This is a genomic window from Streptomyces candidus, from assembly GCF_014207445.1.
GTDB lineage: Bacteria > Actinomycetota > Actinomycetes > Streptomycetales > Streptomycetaceae > Streptomyces > Streptomyces candidus.
In genome coordinates this window covers 117,725-136,323 of sequence record NZ_JACHEM010000015.1, presented here as the reverse complement: position 1 = coordinate 136,323, position 18,599 = coordinate 117,725, and the positions used below count along the sequence as shown (strand labels likewise).

At 72.5% G+C, this 18,599-nt stretch carries 11 protein-coding genes and 2 pseudogenes; 7 read left to right on the top strand and 6 right to left on the bottom strand.

Annotated features, from left to right (window positions below; genetic code table 11):
- The first annotated feature begins 67 nt into the window (after window positions 1–67).
- Window positions 68–1,366, top strand: a complete 1,299-nt coding sequence (locus tag HNQ79_RS26250; RefSeq protein WP_229923673.1) for a GAF domain-containing protein — start codon at window positions 68–70, stop codon at window positions 1,364–1,366.
- A gap of 56 nt (window positions 1,367–1,422) precedes the next feature.
- Window positions 1,423–2,946, top strand: a complete 1,524-nt coding sequence (gene adh, locus HNQ79_RS26245; RefSeq protein WP_185035251.1) for an aldehyde dehydrogenase — start codon at window positions 1,423–1,425, stop codon at window positions 2,944–2,946.
- Between the two features lie 57 nt (window positions 2,947–3,003).
- Here adh and HNQ79_RS26240 read toward each other — a convergent pair.
- A pseudogene (locus HNQ79_RS26240) lies at window positions 3,004–3,181 on the bottom strand (SAM-dependent methyltransferase); the annotation flags it as partial.
- Between HNQ79_RS26240 and HNQ79_RS26235 the strand changes: the two are divergent.
- Window positions 3,159–3,497, top strand: a pseudogene (locus tag HNQ79_RS26235) (glutamate-1-semialdehyde 2,1-aminomutase); the annotation flags it as partial. The pseudogenes HNQ79_RS26240 and HNQ79_RS26235 sit on opposite strands and share 23 nt — an antisense overlap.
- Before the next feature lie 2 nt (window positions 3,498–3,499).
- Here the strand turns inward: HNQ79_RS26235 and HNQ79_RS26230 are convergent.
- The 4 genes from HNQ79_RS26230 to HNQ79_RS26215 all read right to left on the bottom strand — a co-directional run bounded on the left by HNQ79_RS26230 (window position 3,500) and on the right by HNQ79_RS26215 (window position 7,911).
- A complete protein-coding gene (locus HNQ79_RS26230) occupies window positions 3,500–4,183 on the bottom strand; it encodes a phosphatase PAP2 family protein (protein WP_185035249.1) in 684 nt (227 codons plus the stop codon).
- A 279-nt stretch (window positions 4,184–4,462) separates the two neighbouring features.
- A complete protein-coding gene (locus HNQ79_RS26225) occupies window positions 4,463–4,969 on the bottom strand; it encodes a nucleoside deaminase (RefSeq protein ID WP_373312618.1) in 507 nt (168 codons plus the stop codon).
- A 489-nt stretch (window positions 4,970–5,458) separates the two neighbouring features.
- The gene (locus tag HNQ79_RS26220) at window positions 5,459–6,586 is read right to left on the bottom strand and encodes an amidinotransferase (RefSeq protein WP_185035245.1); all 1,128 of its coding nucleotides are present in this window, start codon (window positions 6,584–6,586) and stop codon (window positions 5,459–5,461) included.
- Between the two features lie 260 nt (window positions 6,587–6,846).
- Entirely contained in the window at window positions 6,847–7,911 is a 1,065-nt protein-coding gene (locus HNQ79_RS26215; protein WP_185035243.1) for a PucR family transcriptional regulator, read from the bottom strand.
- Window positions 7,912–8,091: 180 nt separating this feature from the next.
- Here HNQ79_RS26215 and HNQ79_RS26210 point away from each other — a divergent pair, with 180 nt between their 5' ends.
- From HNQ79_RS26210 to HNQ79_RS26195, 4 genes are all read left to right on the top strand, one after another.
- Window positions 8,092–8,691 (top strand): hypothetical protein, encoded by a 600-nt coding sequence (locus HNQ79_RS26210; RefSeq protein ID WP_185035241.1) that lies wholly within the window; start codon window positions 8,092–8,094, stop codon window positions 8,689–8,691.
- A gap of 63 nt (window positions 8,692–8,754) precedes the next feature.
- Window positions 8,755–10,866, top strand: a complete 2,112-nt coding sequence (locus HNQ79_RS26205; RefSeq protein WP_185035239.1) for a flotillin family protein — start codon at window positions 8,755–8,757, stop codon at window positions 10,864–10,866.
- Window positions 10,867–11,094: 228 nt separating this feature from the next.
- Window positions 11,095–16,014 (top strand): DNA repair ATPase, encoded by a 4,920-nt coding sequence (locus HNQ79_RS26200; RefSeq protein WP_185035415.1) that lies wholly within the window; start codon window positions 11,095–11,097, stop codon window positions 16,012–16,014.
- Window positions 16,015–16,060: 46 nt separating this feature from the next.
- On the top strand, window positions 16,061–16,411 hold the full coding sequence (locus HNQ79_RS26195) for an alpha/beta fold hydrolase (RefSeq protein WP_185035237.1): 351 nt from the start codon (window positions 16,061–16,063) through the stop codon (window positions 16,409–16,411).
- An 81-nt stretch (window positions 16,412–16,492) separates the two neighbouring features.
- Here the strand turns inward: HNQ79_RS26195 and HNQ79_RS26190 are convergent, their stop codons facing one another.
- Window positions 16,493–18,508 (bottom strand): NAD-binding protein, encoded by a 2,016-nt coding sequence (locus HNQ79_RS26190; RefSeq protein ID WP_229923675.1) that lies wholly within the window; start codon window positions 18,506–18,508, stop codon window positions 16,493–16,495.
- Between the last annotated feature and the right edge of the window lie 91 nt (window positions 18,509–18,599).

Here is an 18,599-nt window from a genome sequence, read left to right as displayed (position 1 = left end):
GGACGACGATGGGGTTGCGGGCCCCTGCGGCCCTGGACCGTCCGAAGTCCTCGCCGGGGAGGCCGAGTTGACCGACGCGTGGGTGGCTCTGGAACCGGGGTGCGATCCGGGTGAGCGGCTGGGCGCACTGCGCCGGGCGTACGACTCGTTCGCGTCGGGGGGCCGCATCGAACGTCCGGTGCGGCCCGTGGTGGCCGATTCCTGGCGGCGCTCCGCGCGGGCCCGGGTCAGCCCGGAAGGACCCGCGCGCGTGGAGCTCGCGGACGACGACCTCGGCACGTACCGCGACGGCCACCCGCTGGCCCGTGCGATGCCCGTCGTACGAGAGCTGACGGGGGCGTACGCGCGGGACGGGGAGCATCTTGTCGCGGTGTGCGACGCGCAGGGCAGGCTGCTGTGGGTGGAGGGGGACGCCGCTTCCCGCCGGCGTGCGGGGCGCATGAACTTCGTTCCGGGGGCCCGCTGGGCCGAGTCCTCGGTGGGGACGAACGCGCCGGGCACCGCACTCGCCCTCGACCGCCCGGTCCAGGTCTTCGCCGCCGAGCACTTCCTGCGGCCGGCGCACGCCTGGACCTGCGCCGCGGCGCCCCTGCACGATCCGCGGACCGGACGGCTGCTGGGCGCGGTCGACATCACCGGCGGGGACGGCCTCGCCCATCCGCACAGCCTGGCGTTCGTCCAGGCCGTCGCCCGCGCCGCGGAGTCGCACCTGGCACTGTGCGCTCCCCCGCCGCCGTCGGACGCCCCGGTGGCGTCGCTGGCCGCCCTGGGCCGGGACGAGGCGCTGCTGGTCCTCCGTGGGACCGGGGTCCGGCTCAGCAGGCGGCACAGCGAGATCCTGGTGCTGCTCGCCCGTCGTCCCGAGGGGCTCACGGGAGAGGAGTTGCTGTGCGAGCTGTACGAGGACGCGTCGGTGACGCCGGTGACGCTGCGGGCGGAACTGTCGCGGCTGCGCCGCCTGCTGGGCCCGGATCTGCTGCGCTCGCGGCCGTACCGGCTGACCGCCCCGGTCGAGGCGGACTTCGCGGCGGTCGCCCGACGGCTGGGGTCCGGTGCGGTGGCCGCCGCGATGGCGGCGTACGCGGGGCCCCTGTTGCCGGGGTCGCGGGCACCGGCGGTCGTCCGGTTGCGGCGGCGCCTGGAGGACGAGTTGCGCGCGGCGGTCGTGGCGCGCGCGGACCCGGGGCTGCTGGCGGACTGGGCGTACAGCCCGTGGGGCGAGGACGATCTCGTGGCGTGGCAGGCGCTCGCGTCGGTGGCGACCGTACGACAGCGACCGGTTGTCCACGCGCGCGTACGGGAACTCGACGCGGAGCTGGGGAACGGCGGGACGTTCGCAACGGGGCTGCAACGTCGGCGGGGTTAGCGTCCCCCACGGATGCCGTCCAACGGCGGGCGGCACCGTCCCAGGGAGGCCCCGCGATGACCCGATACTCCGCGCCCGGCAGCGACGGCGCACTCGTCTCCTACCGGTCCCGTTACGACAACTGGATCGGTGGCGAGTACGTCGCCCCGGTGCGCGGCGGGTACTTCGAGAACCCGAGCCCGGTCAACGGCCGTGCGTTCTGCGAGATCGCCCGGGGCACCGCGGAGGACGTCGAACTCGCCCTGGACGCGGCGCACGCGGCCGCACCCGGCTGGGGGCGCACCGCGCCCGGGGACCGGGCGAACATCCTGCTGAAGATCGCCGACAGGATGGAAGCACATCTGGAGGAGCTCGCGGTCGCGGAGAGCTGGGAGAACGGCAAACCGGTCCGGGAGACGCTGGCCGCCGACATCCCCCTCGCCATCGACCACTTCCGCTACTTCGCGGGGGCCCTGCGCGCTCAGGAGGGGTCGCTCAGCGAGGTCGACGAGGACACGATCGCCTATCACTTCCACGAGCCGCTCGGCGTCGTAGCGCAGATCATCCCCTGGAACTTCCCGATCCTGATGGCGACATGGAAACTGGCGCCGGCACTGGCCGCGGGAAACACGGTCGTCCTCAAACCGGCCGAGCAGACCCCGGCGTCGATCCACCTCTGGATGGGCCTGATCGCCGACCTGCTGCCGCCGGGCGTCGTCAACATCGTCAACGGTTTCGGGACGGAGGCGGGCAAGCCCCTCGCGTCCAGTCCGCGCGTCGCGAAGATCGCGTTCACCGGGGAGACCACCACGGGGCGGCTGATCATGCAGTACGCCTCGGAGAACATCAAGCCCGTCACCCTGGAACTCGGCGGCAAGAGCCCCAACATCTTCTTCGACGACGTGTCGGGCGCGGACGACGACTTCCGCGACAAGGCGCTCGAAGGCTTCACCATGTTCGCGCTCAACCAGGGCGAGGTGTGCACGTGCCCGTCGCGTGCGCTCATCCAGCGCGGCCACTACGGCGAGTTCCTGGAGGCGGCGATCGCCCGTACCGAACGCATCGAGCCGGGCCACCCGCTCGACACGGACACGATGATCGGCGCACAGGCCTCCCACGACCAGCTCCAGAAGATCCTCTCGTACCTGGACATCGGCCAGCAGGAGGGCGCGAAGATCCTGACGGGCGGCCAACGCATCGAGTACGACGGAGACTTGGCCGGGGGCTATTACGTCCAGCCGACGATCTTCGAGGGCGACAACCGGATGCGCGTCTTCCAGGAGGAGATCTTCGGCCCGGTCGTCGCCGTCACCTCCTTCACCGACTTCGACGACGCGATCGCCACGGCCAACGACACCCTGTACGGCCTGGGCGCGGGCGTGTGGACCCGCGACCTGAACACGGCGTACCGGGCGGGCCGCGCGATCCGTGCCGGACGCGTGTGGACGAACTGCTACCACGCGTACCCGGCGCACGCGGCGTTCGGCGGCTACAAGCAGTCGGGCATCGGGCGCGAGACGCACAAGATGATGCTGGACCACTACCAGCAGACGAAGAACCTCCTCGTGTCGTACTCGCCGAAGAAGCTCGGCTTCTTCTAGGCAGCGGCCCCTGCTCCCCGGGCCCCCTGCTTCGGGCCCGGGGAGCAGGCGGGGCCGGACGCGGTCGGCCGCGATCAGGACGTACGGGAAGGAACCGTTCTCGTAGGAGTTGAGAACGCGTCCTCGATGCCCGTGAGCAGCGAGAAGTTGCACGGAGCTTCCAGTAGGGCAGGGTGTCGGGGGTGAGGTCGATGACGCTCTGGGGGACGAGACGGTTGTCCGCCATCGTGCGCAGCTCAGCGGCCACGACGGGCAACGGCGACCACCTCGTCGTGCGGGGCCGAGCCGGCGATCTCGTCTTCGCCACCCAGGACGAGCACCGGCGGCCGTCGCAGCAGTACCGCACCCTGTTCCTGCGCCGGCTGCTCACGGGCGGGGTGCTCGCGCCGTCGTCCGTGGTGAGCAGCGCGCTCAGTGACGCCGACATCGACCACACCGTCGGCGTGGTGGCCCAGGCGTGTGCGGTGTACCGCAAGACGCTGGATACGGGAGTCCCCGGCCCGTGGCTGGGCGGGCGGCCGGTGAGGCTCGTCTTCCGCCGTGTGGCGTGACGTCAGCGGGGCTGTGCAGGCCGTCCGGCGTCGGCCGTCCGGGCGGCGTGCCGATGGGCGGTCCCGTCGATCAGCCACGCACTCGCCGGTGTCACCGCCAGCGCGGTGCCCCAGCCGCCCAGGACGTCGGTGGGATAGTGCGCGGCCAGGGCCACCTGCGCCCAGCCCATGACGGCGCCGGCGACCACCGCGGCGGCGAGCACCAGCAGTGTGCCGGTCGCCGTGCCGAGTCCGGGCCGCCCGACCGCGAGCAGCACCAGCGCGAGGGCGAAAGCGGTGAGGAAGGCGGTGTGGCCGCTCGGATAGGACAGGTGCACGTCGTGGATGGTGCGTCCCACCAGGGGTTTCAGCAGTCTCGTCGCCGCCACGGCCAGTCCGGGGCCGAGTACGACGAGCACTGCCGCGCGCGGTCGCCCCAGCAGGAGGCAGCCCGCCACAGCGGCCACGACCAGCGCCGCCGCGCCGATGGGCTCTCCCAGGAAGTCCGTCGACAGGACGATCTGCCGCCACGGGGGCTGCACGCCGTCCACCGCCGACCGGATCCACTCGTCCACCCTGTCGGGGAGGGTGTGGCCGGCGTACCGGATCCCGAGCGCGACGACCATCAGCGCGGCGAGAGCGGCGATCAGCAGGAGTGGGGTGCGCAGTGACGGGGGCAGCACCGTGGGCGCCTGTCGGCCGGTCACCCGTCCGCCGACACCGCTCGGCCCGTGCCGGTCTGCCGCCACCGGAGGATGCGCGGCATCTTCCCCCCTCCCGTCGGAGCTGTCGACGCCGTGACGCGCCACCGCGAGGCCTTTCCCGGACTCCCGCTGCCACCCGCCGGGACGGCCGGGGGCGTCGGCAGTCTAGTCCCGGATGACTTGCGGACACGCGGGTCCGGCACGCGCGTCACGGGCACCGGCCGGGCCGGGGGCGTGGAGCCCTCGACCCGGCCGGGAACGGCGTGGCGGTGCCGACCGCTTTCAGTAGTCGATGCGGTCGGACTTCGCCAGCCACGCGTCGAAGGGCGCGGTCCGGTTCGATACCTGCAGCTGCTCGACCGGCATCGGCCACATCGAGGCCGGGGTCTTCTCGAACAGGTCGTAGAACTTGCGGTCGTCGAATCCGGCCGCAGCTGCGTCGTCGCGGTCGGCGGCGAAGACGATCCGGTCGACCCGCGCCCACAGTGCCGAGGAGAGACACATCGGGCACGGCTCGCACGAGGTGACCAGGACGCAACCTTCGAGCGAGAAGCTGTTCAGCACCTTGCAGGCGGCGCGCATGGCGCTCACCTCTGCGTGCGCCGTCGGGTCGAGGGTGGCGGTGACCTGGTTGTTTCCGATCGCCACCACTTCGCCGTCCTTGGCGATCAGCGCGCCGAACGGGCCGCCGCCGTTGCGCACACTGTCGGTCGCCCGCGCGATCGCTTCGTCCAGCCAGGCCTGCTCGGTCACCCGGACACTCTTTTCCTCGGTGTGCGTGGACACAATTGCTCCTTCTGGGGTCATCGCGGCTCAACACCTGCGATGTGCTCGGTGGCGACGGGGGTGCGGGTGAGGTCCGGACCCGTCGCGTCGCGGAGGGCGCCGACGCTCGCCGGGGAGGTCCGGCGGGTCATCAGGAGGCCTCCACTGGCTGTGTGCCCGGTGGCCGACGTCCGTCACCCTCGACCCGTGCCCCCGGGGTTCGCGCCCGGACGGCGGATCGGTGTGGGTCCACGGCAGTCGTCCCCGTTCTTTCGTCTCTTGTGAGGAGTACACAGCCAACCGGGCACAGAGGGTTAGGGGTGGAAGGCATGAACACATCCGCAGGTCGGGGCCGCCTGTTTGTAGAGTCCTACAAAAGCCGGCTCCGGGGTGCAGCAGGCGAAGGGCCCTACGGGACGCCGGCGGCCGGGCGAGGGGGCGCCACGCGTATGCCGCCGGAACCGGTCCCACGCGCCGCCGACGGCGCCGGGCAGGTCACCGGGGCGCGGTTGCTCACCGGTCGAAGTACGACTCCAGCGCACCACGCCGGCGCACATCGAGGGTGGCGCAGTGGAAGGAGCCGCCGAAGGGTGCGTAGTGCAGCAGGTCGCACGGGATCGGTTCGAATCCCCACTTCTCCAGTGCGCGCAGCGTCCCGGTGTGGTGCCGTTCGGCGATCACACGCTTCTCGTCGACCATGAGGATGTTCATGTTGAGCCACTTGCCGCACATGGACGTGAGCTTGAGCAGGGGGTCGCGGATCGGTTCGGGCTCGGGAGCGACCAGCACGTCCCAGGAACTCAGCACCTCGGGCAGCCGGTCCGGGTCGATGTAGTCGGGGTTGATCAGGACCTTGCCCGGGGCGAGCAGGAGGAACGTGGTGTCGATGTGCATGGGCGTACGGCAGCGGCTCTCGATCTCGTGGATGCGGTAGCCGCTCCCTAGGTGGCGGCGCAGCCACTCGATGCCCATGCGGTTGGTGACGTTGCTGCGCGTGACGAACAGGTCGCGTCCCGCACGGACGAAGTCCGCGGCGTCGAAGACCGGCTCGAACTCGGTGAGGATGTACCGCATGGGGTCGCCCGCGCCCGGAATGCGGAAGTCCGCGTCGAAGAGTTCCTCGGTGAGCTGTGGTTTCGGAGCCGCCGTCCAGCGGGCGCCGCGCCGGAAGTAGTCCTTGAGGATCGTGCGGTAGGAGTGCGTCTCGAAGTACCGGCACGGCCAGGCCATCGGGGTCTCGATGATCTCGTCGCCGATCACGAGCATGCTGTCCCGCGGGCAGGTGTTGCAGAACCCGCGGGATGACCAGTCGGGGGTGGCGAAGTGCTTCTTGTGCTCGACGGCGTCCGGTCGTCTGACAGTGACGTCGAGGGACTCCAGGAGGGCGACGAACCCGTCGAGTTCCTGCTGTGCCCGGTCCACCAGCACGCGCGGGTACTTGAAACCGGCGGCCAGTCCCTGGAAGCGCGCCGCCCACGGGGGGACGTTGCAGGACACCACGGGGTGGCGGGAGGGCATCGTCGCGCCGTCGAGACGTCCTACGACGATCTCTTCGAGCGGGTCCCACTCGTTGTGCGAGCTGACCGGCGCGTCGAGAGGCTCTCTGTCTCCGGTCAGGCTCTCCGCGGGAGCTGCCGTCACTGGGACACCACCGTCTTCGTCCGGGCGTTCCGTGTGGTCGCCGTCGTGACCGTCAGCGTGCGAGCTCTCTGCACCGCCGTCATCTCCACCTCTTCCGCATGCGAAAATGCGCGTCGCACCATCGTAACCAGATCACTACGAGGCGTGAACACGACAGCGGGTGCCCCCGCCGGGTTCTCCGTCGTGGGGGCCGCGCTCGTCGTGCGGGACGCACGCGACGTACTCCGTGGTGCGCAGTCGTGCGGGTGTGCTCCGGCCTGTCACAGCGGCTGTTCGGGCCAGCCGAGCAGGCGTGCTCCCACGACGGCGGTCTGCAGGGTGTAGCGGTGGACGGGGTCGCCGGGGTCGGAGCCGGTCAGCTTGTGGATGCGCTCCAGGCGGTAGGTCATCGCCCGCACGCTCAGCGAGAGGCGGCGGGCGGCCTCTGCGGCCACACAGCCCGTGTCGAAGTACGCGGTGAGGGTGTCCAGGAGCGGCTGCGCGCCGCCGCGTGCCAGTTGCAGAGGGCCCAGCACGCTGCGTACGAGATCGCTCATGGCCTGCCTGTCCCGGGTGAGCACCGGGTAGACGAGCAGGTCGGCGGCGTGCAGTACCGGCCCTTCCAGGTCCATGCGGGCAGCCAGGTCGAGCGCGTTCAGAGCCTCTTCGTAGGAGTGGACGACGCCGCCGGCTCCGGGGTGGGGGCGGCCGACCGCGACCCGGCCGCCGTCCGTGGCGGCATGCGCCTGCTTGGCGAAGTGGGTGAGGACGTCGGACTGGTCGCCGGGAGCGATGCAGATCAGGCGGCCGTCCTTGGTGGTGAGGAGGATGCGGCGGTCGCCGAAGCGGGTCACGAGGGACTGCTCGACCCTGCGGGTGACCGGGTGGCCGTCCTCGTACGGGTCGCCCCCCTGCGCGACCGCGACGGCGTGGGCGTGCGAGAGCAGCAGTCCGAAGCGCTCGGCGCGGGCGGCGAGACGGCCCAGGTCGCTGCGGCCGTAGAGCAGGTCGTCGATGAACTCCCGCCGGGCTGCCTCCTCCTGACGTACCGCCAGGTGCTGTGCACGTTCGTGTCCTTCGGCGAAGGCGTCCACGGCTTCCTCGACGGCGGCGAGGAGGTGGCCCGCTTCCGCGGACGTCATGCGGGTGCGGACGTCCCGCGCGGTGCGGAGGTGGGCGCGGACCAGGGCGCGCAGACCCACGCCCGCCTCCGCGGCCTGCTCGCCGCCCTGGCGCAGCGACTCGCGCTCCTGCCGGGTGAGTTTGCGGCCGGTGGCACAGGCGTCGGTGAGGATCTGGGCGTACCCGTCCAGATGCTGCTCCTCAGGGGTCCCCGGGTCCGTCACTGGTCTCGTCCTCCTTCTCGGCCTTCGCCGCCGGTGGCGGGCCGAAGGCAACCGGCATCAAGGAATCATAAAGATTGCCGGAGTACGGCAATGCACATGGGTGTGCTCTCGCGTCACGATGGGGGGAAGGACCGGCAGAGGGATGAGCCCTGCCGGTGATCGGAAGCCGGGGGGCGTGCGATGGGCGAGTTCATGACTGCGGCCGCCGGTTTCCCCACGCTGCTGTTCACCGCGGCACTCGTCGTGGTCGTCGGGTTCTGGCTGCTGGTGCTGTGCGGGGCGGTTGCCCACGACAGTTTCGACGGCGAACTGGGCGCCGGGGGGCTCGGGTTGGGCGGGGTGGCGGTGGCGATGTCGCTGCTGGTGGCGTCGGCGTGGTTCCTGGCGCTGAGCGGGTCGGTCCTGCTCGGCCGGTCCGGGATCGCGGGGGCCGGGCTGCACCTGCTGAACGTCGTCGTGCTGCTGATCGCCCTCGGCGTCTCGGGGCTGCTGACCCGGCTGCTCGTCGCACAGCTGCGCCGGCTCCTCCCCGACGAACCGGGTCCGTCCCGGCAGGACTTCGTCGGTCTGACCTGCACCATCCGCACGGGGCGGGTGGACGCGCGGTTCGGTCAGGCGGAGGTCGCCGCCCGGGACGGCTCCACCGCCGTCGTCCAGGTACGGCAGTACGGCGCCGAGGAACTCGGCCTCGGCAGCACCGGACTGCTGTACGCCTACGACGAGGAAGGCGAGTACTTCTGGGTCTCGCCGTACGACGCGGAGCTGTCCGCGCGCGGCTGACGCGGTCCGTCCGCCCGTGCTCCACCCGCTTTTCCCACCCATCTCACCTCGGGGGATCTCCTCATGGATGCCATCACTGTGGGCGCCGTCGTGCTCGGCGCCGTCGTCCTGCTCGTGGCCGTGGGCCTGTTGCTGGTCCTGACCCGGCTCTTCCGCAAGGTGGAGCAGGGCAAGGCGCTGATCGTCTCGAAGATGCGCAAGGTCGACGTGACCTTCACCGGGCAGGTCGTGCTGCCCGTGCTGCACAAGGCCGAGGTGATGGACATCTCGGTGAAGACCATCGACATCACCCGCACCGGCCGGGACGGGCTGATCTGCAAGGACAACATCCGCGCCGACATCCGGATCTCCTTCTTCGTACGGGTCAACAAGACCGTCGAGGACGTCATCAAGGTCGCCCAGGCCATCGGCACCGACCGGGCCAGCGACAAGGAGACGATCCAGGAACTCTTCAACGCGAAGTTCTCCGAGGCGCTCAAGACCGTCGGCAAGCAGCTCGACTTCACCGATCTCTACACCAAGCGCGACGAACTGCGGGACCGCATCATCCAGGTCATCGGCACCGACCTGAACGGTTACAGCCTGGAGGACGCGGCGATCGACCACCTGGAGCAGACGCCGCTCAGCCAGCTGGACTCGCACAACATCCTCGACGCACAGGGCATCCGCAAGATCACCGAGCTGACGTCGGTGGAGCGGGTGCGGACCAACGAGTACCAGCGGCACGAGGAGAAGGAACTGACCCGCCAGAACGTGGACGCCCGCGAGGCCATCCTGGAGCTGGAGCGCCGGCAGACGGACGCCGAGAGCAAGCAGCGCCGCGAGGTGGAGACCGTACGGGCACGGGAGGAGGCGGAGACCGCCCGGGTGGTGGAGGAGGAGCGGCTGCGGGCGCAGAGCGCGTTCCTCAGGACCGAGGAGCAGCTCGGGGTGCAGCGTGAGAACCAGGCGCGCGAGGTGGCGGTGGCGCAGAAGAACCGCGAACGGGTCATCGCCATCGAGACCGAGCGGATCGAGAAGGACCGGATGCTGGAGGTCATCGCCCGCGAGCGGGAGACCCAGCTGACGCGGATCTCCGCCGACAAGGAGGTGGAGGCCGAGAAGCGGGACATCGCCGAGGTCGTCCGGGAGCGGGTGGCGGTGGACCGCACGGTCGCCGAGCAGGAGGAGTCGATCCTGCGGCTGCGGGCCGTCGAGGCGGCCGAACGCGACCGGCAGACGCTCGTCATCGCGGCCGAGGCCATCGCGCAGGAGAACCTGGTCAAGGACATCAAGGCGGCGGAGGCCGCAGAGCAGGCCGCGGTGCACCGGGCGTCCGAGGAACTCACGCTGGCCGAGGCCCGGTTGAAGACCGCCGACCTCGACGCGCAGGCCAAGCTGCGGCTCGCCGAGGGCGTGGAGGCGGAGGCCGCCGCGGCCGGCCTGGCCGAGGTGCGGGTACGGGACGCGGAGGCGGCCGTCACGGAGAAGGCGGGCCGCGCGGAGGCCGGGGCCACCCAGGCACGGCTGGCAGCGGAAGCCGAGGGGGCACGTGCGATGGCCGAGGCGGAGGCCGCCGCGATCGGCGGGAAACTGAAGGCCGAGGCGGAGGGCCTCACCGAGAAGGCGGCGGCGATGGCCGCGCTGGACGAGGCGTCCCGTACGCATGAGGAGTTCCGGCTGCGGCTGGAGGCGGACAAGGCCGTCCGGCTGGCTGGTCTCGACGTCCAGCGGCAGATCGCGGAGGCGCAGGCGACGGTGCTGGCGACCGGGCTGGAGAGCGCGGACATCAGCATCGTGGGCGGGGAGTCCGTGTTCTTCGACCGGTTGATGTCGTCGATCTCGATGGGCCGGAGTCTGGACGGTTTCGTGCAGAACTCGCAGACCGCCCAGGCGCTGGCCGCACCGTGGCTGGACGGCACGGGGTCCTTCACCGAGGACCTGACCCGGGTACTGGGACCGGTGAGCACGGGGGACGTGCAGAACCTGACGGTGTCGGCGCTGCTGATGAAGCTGATGTCGGGCGGCGGGGGCTCCCTCGCCTCCGGACAGCTCGAACAACTCCTCACCAGGGCACGGGAGCTGGGGCTGGCGGACATGCCAGTGACGGAACTGGGCACGGTGACGCCGCCGAAGGCTCCGGACACCGCGCCCGGGCGTCCTGCGAGCGGCCTCAACGGCGCAGCGGCGCTCTAGACGGGGCGGGCCGGGGGGAGCAGCAACGGCGGAGTGTCCGCCCCCCCAACCCCCGCCCCGCCACCCGCACCTCGCACACCACGCAGACCACGCACCCCGGAGGCACCAGCGATGACCCAGGCGACGACGGCGGCAGACCGGGGCGGTCTTCGGGACGGTACGGAGGCGGACGGCCCCGTAGTGGGCGACTCGGCGGTGGACGGGCCCGCGGTGGACGGCTCCCCCGGTATGGACCGTGGCACCTACGAAGTCCTCCGCGACCGCCTCGCGGCCCAGGCGCGGGAACTGGCCCGCCGGGCGGAGGCCCTCGACGCCGCCCGTATCGCCGAGTTCGGCTCGACCGACCTCACCCTCACCGGCACCGACCGGCTGCGTACCGGGCCGGTGTGCACCCCTCGCGACGTCGTCGCCGTCGGTGACGTGCTCCTCCTCGGCTTCAACCGGTCCGGACCGCCCGGCCCGCAGGTCTTGGTCGACGACGTCTTCGCCCTGTACGACCGCGCCCTCGCCCCCCTTCCGCGCGATGCCGTCCCCGGCCTGCTCGACGACCCCGCGTTCACCGCGGAGTTCGCCGCTCTGTACCGCTACTACCGGGGCGCACGTCTGCTGCAACTGCGCCGCTTGGAAGGCAAGTTGCTGGCGGTCTTCCAGACGGGTGAGAAGGCCGCGGACATCCGGGTGCTGCGCTGGACCCTCTCCCCATCGGGCGAGGCCCGTTTCCTGGACGCGCGCGGCGAACGCGACCACGTCTTCCCGCCGTCGCACGACGTCACCTGGGTCCCGGCGGCCCGTGAGGACCAGGTGCTCGGCCGTCACCCGCACCTGTCCCTCGACGGCGGCAGCGTGTTCCTGTCCACCGTCGGCGGTTCCCTCACCGTCAAGACCGACGACGACACCGAGACTCCCGACGGCATCCACTCCGAGCCGGTCGACGAGCCGCTCCAGGCCCTCGCCGACGCCGAGGTCGCGTACGCCCGGGTCGGCGCTCTCCTGCTGCTGCGGGTCCGCCCGTACAAGGAGGAGACCACCCGCTACCTCGTCTTCCACTCCCTGCTGGGCACCGTCGTGCGGCTCGACGGCATCGGGCAGTCCTGCCGTCGGCTCCCCGACGACCAGGGCGTCGTCTTCCCCGGCGGCTACTGTCTGGCCTCCGGCACGGTGAAGGCGTTCGACGCGGACACCGCGGAGCTGGAGTTCGAGCGGGCGGTGCGCTCCCCCAACGGCGAGGACGTACTGTTCGCGTTCCACGCCCGCACGGCCGGCCGCACCCTGCTCCTGGCGTACCACCTCGTCCGCAAGCAGGTCCCGACGCCGCTCACCTGCGACGGATACGCGCGCTTCGACGACGGGACGCTGCTGACCCTGCGCGCCGGGGAGCCCGGCCGCATCCACCAGGTGCAGCGGTGGCACAGCCCGTACGTGTCCGACCTGTACGCGGCGACCGCGCCCACCGGTGCCGGGCCGCTCGCCCGGATCGGCAACCCGGATCTGGTCCGGGGCGTGTCGGAGTGTCTGTCGGTCGCCGAGCAGGCCCGCAGCACCACGCCGACCGGGGAGATGTACGAGGCACTGGTCGCCGCCTGCCGGCGGGCCGCCGACCGGTTCCACTGGCTCGGCGACGAGGATGCCCTCGATCTGCGCGCCCCGCTGGAGGGCGTGCGGGCCACGGCCGTACAGGTGCTGGAGGAGTTCGGGACCGTCACGGCACTGATGCGGCAGGCACACGAGGCTCTCGACACGTCGGCCGCCCACCTCACCAGGCTGATACGGCAGTCGCGCGGCGAGGCGCCCGCGTCCGCCGAGCAGTGGGTGGCACGGATCACCGGGCTGCGGCAGGCGCAGGGGCACCTGGTGACGCTGAAGGAGATGCGGTACGCGGACACCGCCCGCATCGACACGCTCGCCGAGGAGGCCGGAGCGGAGCTGGCGTCGGCGGGGCAGCGCGCCGTCGCCTTCCTTCGGCGGGACGGGGCGTTCGCCGGGTACCACGCCCAGGTGGAGCGGCTGACCGCCGACGGCGAGGCGATCGGCACGGTGGCCGAGGCAGGTCAGGTCAACGCGCGGCTGGACGAACAGGCGCAGGGGCTGCGGGCGTTGACCGAAGTCGTCGCCGGTCTCGACATCGCGGACGCGACGGTGCGCACCGTCGTCCTGGAGCGCATCGCCGAGGTGCTGGGCGGCGTCAACCGGTCCCGCGCGGGGCTGGAGAACCGCCGGCGCACACTGCTCGACCGGGAGGGCCGGGCGGAGTTCGCCGCCGAGTTCGCGCTGCTGGGCCAGTCGGTGGCCGGGGCGCTCTCCGCGGCCCGCACGCCGGAGCACTGCGACACCCAACTGGCTTCCCTCATGCTCCAATGGGAGAACCTCGAAGCGCGTTTCGCCGATCACGAGGACTTCCTCGCCGAGGTCGAGCGGCAGCGCGGCGAGGTGTACGACACCTTCCACGCCCGTAAGCAGACCCTCCAGGACGCCCGTGCCCGCCGCGCCGCGCAGCTCGCCGCGTCCGCCGGGCGGGCGCTGGAGGCACTGGTCCGGCGCGCCGCGGGACTCGACTCCGCCGACGCGGTGCACACCTGCTTCGCCTCCGACCCGATGGCTGCGAAGGTGCGCCGCGCCGTCGAGGAGCTGCGCGAAGCAGGTGAGGCGGTACGGGCCGGGGAGCTGGAGGGGCGGCTCAAGGCGGCCCGCCAGGAGGCGGGCCGGGCGCTGCGCGACCGCACGGACCTGTACGCGGACGGCGGCGGCACCCTGCGGCTGGGCCGCCACCGCTTCGCGGTCTCCACCCGCGCCCCGGAACTCACCCTGGTGCCGCACGACGACGGCACCCTGGCCTTCGCCCTGACCGGGACCGACTACCGCTCCCCCGTCACCGACCCGGCCTTCGCGGCCACCCGCGCCCACTGGGACCAGCCGCTGGTGTCGGAGTCGGGCCGGGTGTACCGGTCGGAGTACCTGGCGGCCCGTCTGCTGGCCGAGCACGGCACACGGAAACTCGCCGCGGAGGAGGACCTGCCCGCCCTGGTGCGCCGGAGCGCCGAGGCCGCGTACGACGAGGGGTACGAGCGGGGCGTCCACGACCACGACGCGGCAAAGATCCTCCGTACCGTCCTGCGTCTGTGCGACGGCGCGGGCCTGCTGGGCCACCGGGCCGCCGCGCGCGCGAAGGCACAGCTGTTCTGGGCGTACGGCGTCCCGGGCGCCGCGCGGGAGATCTGGGCCCGCCAGGCACGCTCCCTGGTACGGGCCAGGGAAGCCTTCGGTGGCTCGCCGGCCCTCGACGCGCTGCGCGAGGAACTCGCGGAATCGATAAGGGATTTCGCGCTGCGCGACGCACCGGCCGGCACTCCCCGGCACCCCGCGCGGGACGAGGCGGGCGCCGCCGCGTACCTCGTGGAGGAGCTGGCCACCGGGCCCTCCTTCGCGGTCAGCGCGTCCGCCCGCACGCTGCTCGACAAGTTCCGCCGCACGGTCGGCACCTGCCCTTACGAGGAGGACGTGCGCACGCATCTGGAGGCCGGGCAGCTCGCGCCCGCGCAGCGGCTCGTGGAGGGCTGGCTCACGTCCTACGCTGTCGCGTCCGGCGAGGAGGCCGACCCCGGCGACCTCGCCGAGGCCGTCGCCGTCGAGCTGTGCCCCGGGCTGTCCCGGTACGAGATGGACGCCCCGCTCACCGCCACGGTCACCGGACTCCTCGGCGACCACCCGCGTATCGACCGCCGAACCCGCTCCCTGCCCCTGCGTCTCGACGAATTCCTGTTCAGGACGACCGAGTTCGCGGAGTGCACCGTGCCCGGGTTCCGTGCGTACCAGAAGCTGCGGGCCGCTCTGGTGGCCACCGAACGGGAGCGGCTGCGGCTGGCGGAGTTCCGGCCCCGGGTGATGTCGGCGTTCGTTCGCAACCGGCTCGTCGACGAGGTGTACCTGCCGCTGATCGGCGACAGCCTCGCCCAGCAGATCGGCACGGCCGGCGACGCCCGGCGCACCGACAGCAGCGGTCTGCTGCTCCTCCTGTCGCCGCCCGGTTACGGCAAGACGACGCTGATGGAGTACGTGGCGGAGCGGCTCGGCATGCTGCTGGTGAAGGTCGACGGGCCCGCGCTGGGGCATTCCGTCACCTCGCTCGACCCGGCCGAGGCCCCGAACGCGACCGCCCGCCGGGAGGTCGAGAAGATCGCGTTCGCGCTGGCGGCCGGGAACAACACGCTCCTCTACCTGGACGACATCCAGCACACCTCGCCCGAGCTGCTCCAGAAGTTCATCCCCCTGTGCGACGCGACCCGCACCCTCAACGGCCACGACCTGCGCGGCAAGCGCTTCGCCGTGTGCATGGCCGGCAACCCGTACACCGGGTCGGGGCAGCGTTTCCACATCCCGGACATGCTCGCCAACCGGGCGGACGTGTGGAACCTGGGCGACGTACTGACAGGCAAGGAGGACGCGTTCGCCACCAGCTTCGTGGAGAACGCCCTCACCTCGCACCCGGTGCTCGCCCCGCTGGCCGGGCGCGACCGCACCGACCTGGACCTGCTGGTGCGGCTCGCCGAGGGCGATCCGAGCGCGCGCGCCGACCGGCTCGTGCACTCGTACGCGCCCGCCGAGCTGGACCGCGTCCTCGCCGTGCTGCGCCACCTGCTGACCGCACGCGCGACCGTACTCGCCGTGAACGGGGCGTACATCGCCTCGGCCGCGCAGGCCGACGCCTCGCGTACCGAGCCGCCGTTCCTGCTGCAGGGTTCGTACCGCAACCTGAACAAGATCGTGCAGCGGATCAGCCCCGTCATGAACGACGCCGAGCTGGCCGCGGTCGTGGACGACCACTACACGGGCGAGGCGCAGACCCTCACCACCGGTGCCGAGTCCAGTCTGCTCAAGCTCGCCGCCCTGCGCGGCACCCTCACCCCTGAGCAGGCGGCCCGCTGGTCGCAGATCACCACGTCGTACGTGCGGCGCCAGGCGCTCGGCGGGACGGGCGAGGACGGGATCGGGCGGGCGGTGGCCGCCCTGGGGCTGCTGGCCGACCGGATCGCGGCCGTGGAATCGGCGATCGTACGGTCGGCGGGACAGGACCTGTGGCCGGGCCCGCCGACGGGACGGCCGGGCTTTCGCGGTGTACCGTGCACACCCGCGACCGGGGCGGAGGACCTGTGATGACGCGAGTCGTGCGCGGGGACCAAGCGCCACGCAGGTGGTGGAGTTGGCGAACGGACCCGTCGAGTACCGGCTGGACCGGCGGGACGGTCCGGCTGCCGTCGTCCTCCTGCACGGCGGCCATCTGCGGGCCGGCCCGCCGCGCGGCGAGGAGGTGTCCGCCGCTGCCGGCTGCACCGTGCTGGCACCCTCCCGGCCGGGCTGCGGGCGTACCCCGGTGTCGACCGGCACCTCGCCCACGGGGTTCGCCGGCGCGGTGTCCGGGCTCTGCGCGCACCTGGGCATCCAGCGGGTCGATGCCGTGGCCGGCGTGTCGGCCGGCGGGCCCACCGCGGTGGCGCCGGCCGCGCTGCACCCCGCTCTCGTACGGAAGGTGCCGCTGCTCAGCCTGCGCTGACCGTCGGCGGGACCGGGCCGGCCCCGGCTGCGGCCCGGCCGGGGCCGGCGCTCCGCCGTCCGTGGACACGGCCGGAGACTTTCAGCCCGGCACGGGACTGGCGTCTCCGCCGGCCGCGGAGGGCCTGGTCGCGCTGCGGACGAGGAGTTCCGCGAGACCGCCCCGGGTGGTGGCCAGCAGGACGCGGTCCTCGGGACGCAGCACGTAACCGGGGTGCAGGTCCCAGACCAGTCCCGGCGGCGGGGACGCGCCATCGGCGTCCCCGCGGGCGTTCGGGGAGGCGAGGTCGGGGGTGCGGTCGCGGGCGTCGGTGGGGTCCAGGGCCAGGATCCGCCAGGCCCCGGCGCGGAACGCCTCGGCGACCGTACGGCCTTCGAGGAGGGGATGCCCGGCCACGTCCAGGGCGGCGAACAGCAGTACCCGGCGCTCGACCGGTATCGCGCCGAGCACCTGGCGGCCCATCATCGCCCCGGCGAAGGCGGGGGCGGCGAGGGTGGAGACGCTGCGGCTGCGGGTGAGGGCGCCCGGGTGGGCCGCGCGCAGGGTGCGGAAGACCGCGGTGGCGAAGTCGTCGTCGTAGAGCCGCAGGGCCACCCGGAGGTCGGGCTTGACCGACCGGGCGTACAGGGCGGCTTCCAGGTTGGTGGTGTCGAGGCTGGTCAGCGCGAGGAAGGCGTGGGCGCGGTGCACTTTTGCGGCTTCGAGCACGCCTTCGTCGGTGACGTCGCCGAGCACCACGGGCACCCGGTGCCGCCGGGCCAGGGCGAGCCCCCGGGCGAGCGGGTCGGACTCCACGCACACCACGGGGATGTCCAGTTCGCGGAGGTTCGCCAGTACCCGAGTGCCGACCTTTCCGAGGCCGAGCAGGACGACGTGGCCGGACAGTCCGCGCGGTGGGCGGCGCAGCTGGGAGGCGCTGCGGAAGGTGCCGAACGCTTCGAGGATGCCCGCCACCAGCAGCGGGAGCAGCAGCAGACCCGCGAAGCCGGAAAGGATCTGCAGGATCTGACGGCCCGCCGACTCCTCCACGGCGGGGTCGTTGATGGAGAAGACGTCGAGCAGGATCAGGTACGCGGCGTGCAGGGGGTGGTCCGCGGTGATCCGCCAGGCGGCGAGGGACAGTGCGAGCACAGCCGCCAGCGCGCCGAACAGGGACCAGCGGAAGCGGCGTGAGAACAGCTCGCCCAGCGGCACCCCCCGGCTGGTAGCGCGGCGGCGCAGCCGGGAGGCGGGCGCCGGGGACGCGTGGGTGATCGCCTCCAGCACGATGGTGCCCCGGCCGGTCGCGGCGGCCACCGCTCGTTCGTCGGGAAGGAGTTGGGGGGCTTCGCCGCCGCTGCGGTCGGAGCCCTCGGCGCCGGCCGGGTCCTGGGTGGTGGAGGAGAGCAGGGCCAGGGTGCACAGCCCTGGGTCGGCGACCCGGCCGGGCCCCGGCGGGGTGCGTTCCACGGCCCGCAGCAGCAGCCCGGCCGCGTGGACGATCTTTCGGGTGCCCGCCACGGCGGTCGCGGCCAGTGCCGGGGCCGCGGTGTCGGCGTCGGAGAGCACGGTCGTGGAGGCGTCCAGGGCGGCCCGGTCCAGCTCGGGGGCGGCGACGGCGGCGGCCTGATCGAGGAGCTCCTCCAGGTGCTGGCCCAGTTTGCGGTTGTAGAGCCGGATCACCAGGCGCAGCCGGGGATTGAGGCGGCGGGCGACGAGCGCGGCCCGGATGTTGCGTTCGTCGTCGTCGTAGACGAGGGCGAGCGCGGTGGCCTCCGCGATCCCGGCGGCTTCCAGTGTCACGTCGTCCGGTTCGGCCGCTTCCAGGACCCGCAGGTCCTCGGTGTACGGGCGGCCGGACGGCGGGGCGGCGGCCCGTGCGTTCCTGGTGACCGCGGAGGACATCCGGCCGACGAGCGCGGAGACCGTTCCCGGGCCGCCGGAGCCCGGGGCCGCCGCCCCTCGGCCCGCCGGAACGACCAGCGTGACGTGTTCGGCGTACACCTCGCGCAGTTCGTCGGCCAGCCGCCGGGCCAGGGCGTCGTCCCCGCAGACGATCATCTGTCCGGTCTGCGGCCGGTCCGGTGTGCGGACGCGCGGCTGATGGGGCAAGGACATGGAACGGTGACAACTCCCCCTGGTCGAGCGGTTTCCGCGGCCCCGTCGGCGCGCGGGGCCGGACTGATCCTGCCGCTGCCCGGCTCTCCGG

Excerpts from the sequence above, each read along its gene's own strand:
- HNQ79_RS26205 (WP_185035239.1), top strand. The coding sequence starts at position 8,755 with ATGGATGCCATCACTGTGGGCGCCGTCGTGCTCGGCGCCGTCGTCCTG.
- HNQ79_RS26200 (WP_185035415.1), top strand. The coding sequence starts at position 11,095 with ATGGACCGTGGCACCTACGAAGTCCTCCGCGACCGCCTCGCGGCCCAG.
- HNQ79_RS26190 (WP_229923675.1), bottom strand. The coding sequence starts at position 18,508 with ATGTCCTTGCCCCATCAGCCGCGCGTCCGCACACCGGACCGGCCGCAG.
- adh (WP_185035251.1), top strand. The coding sequence starts at position 1,423 with ATGACCCGATACTCCGCGCCCGGCAGCGACGGCGCACTCGTCTCCTAC.
- HNQ79_RS26210 (WP_185035241.1), top strand. The coding sequence starts at position 8,092 with ATGGGCGAGTTCATGACTGCGGCCGCCGGTTTCCCCACGCTGCTGTTC.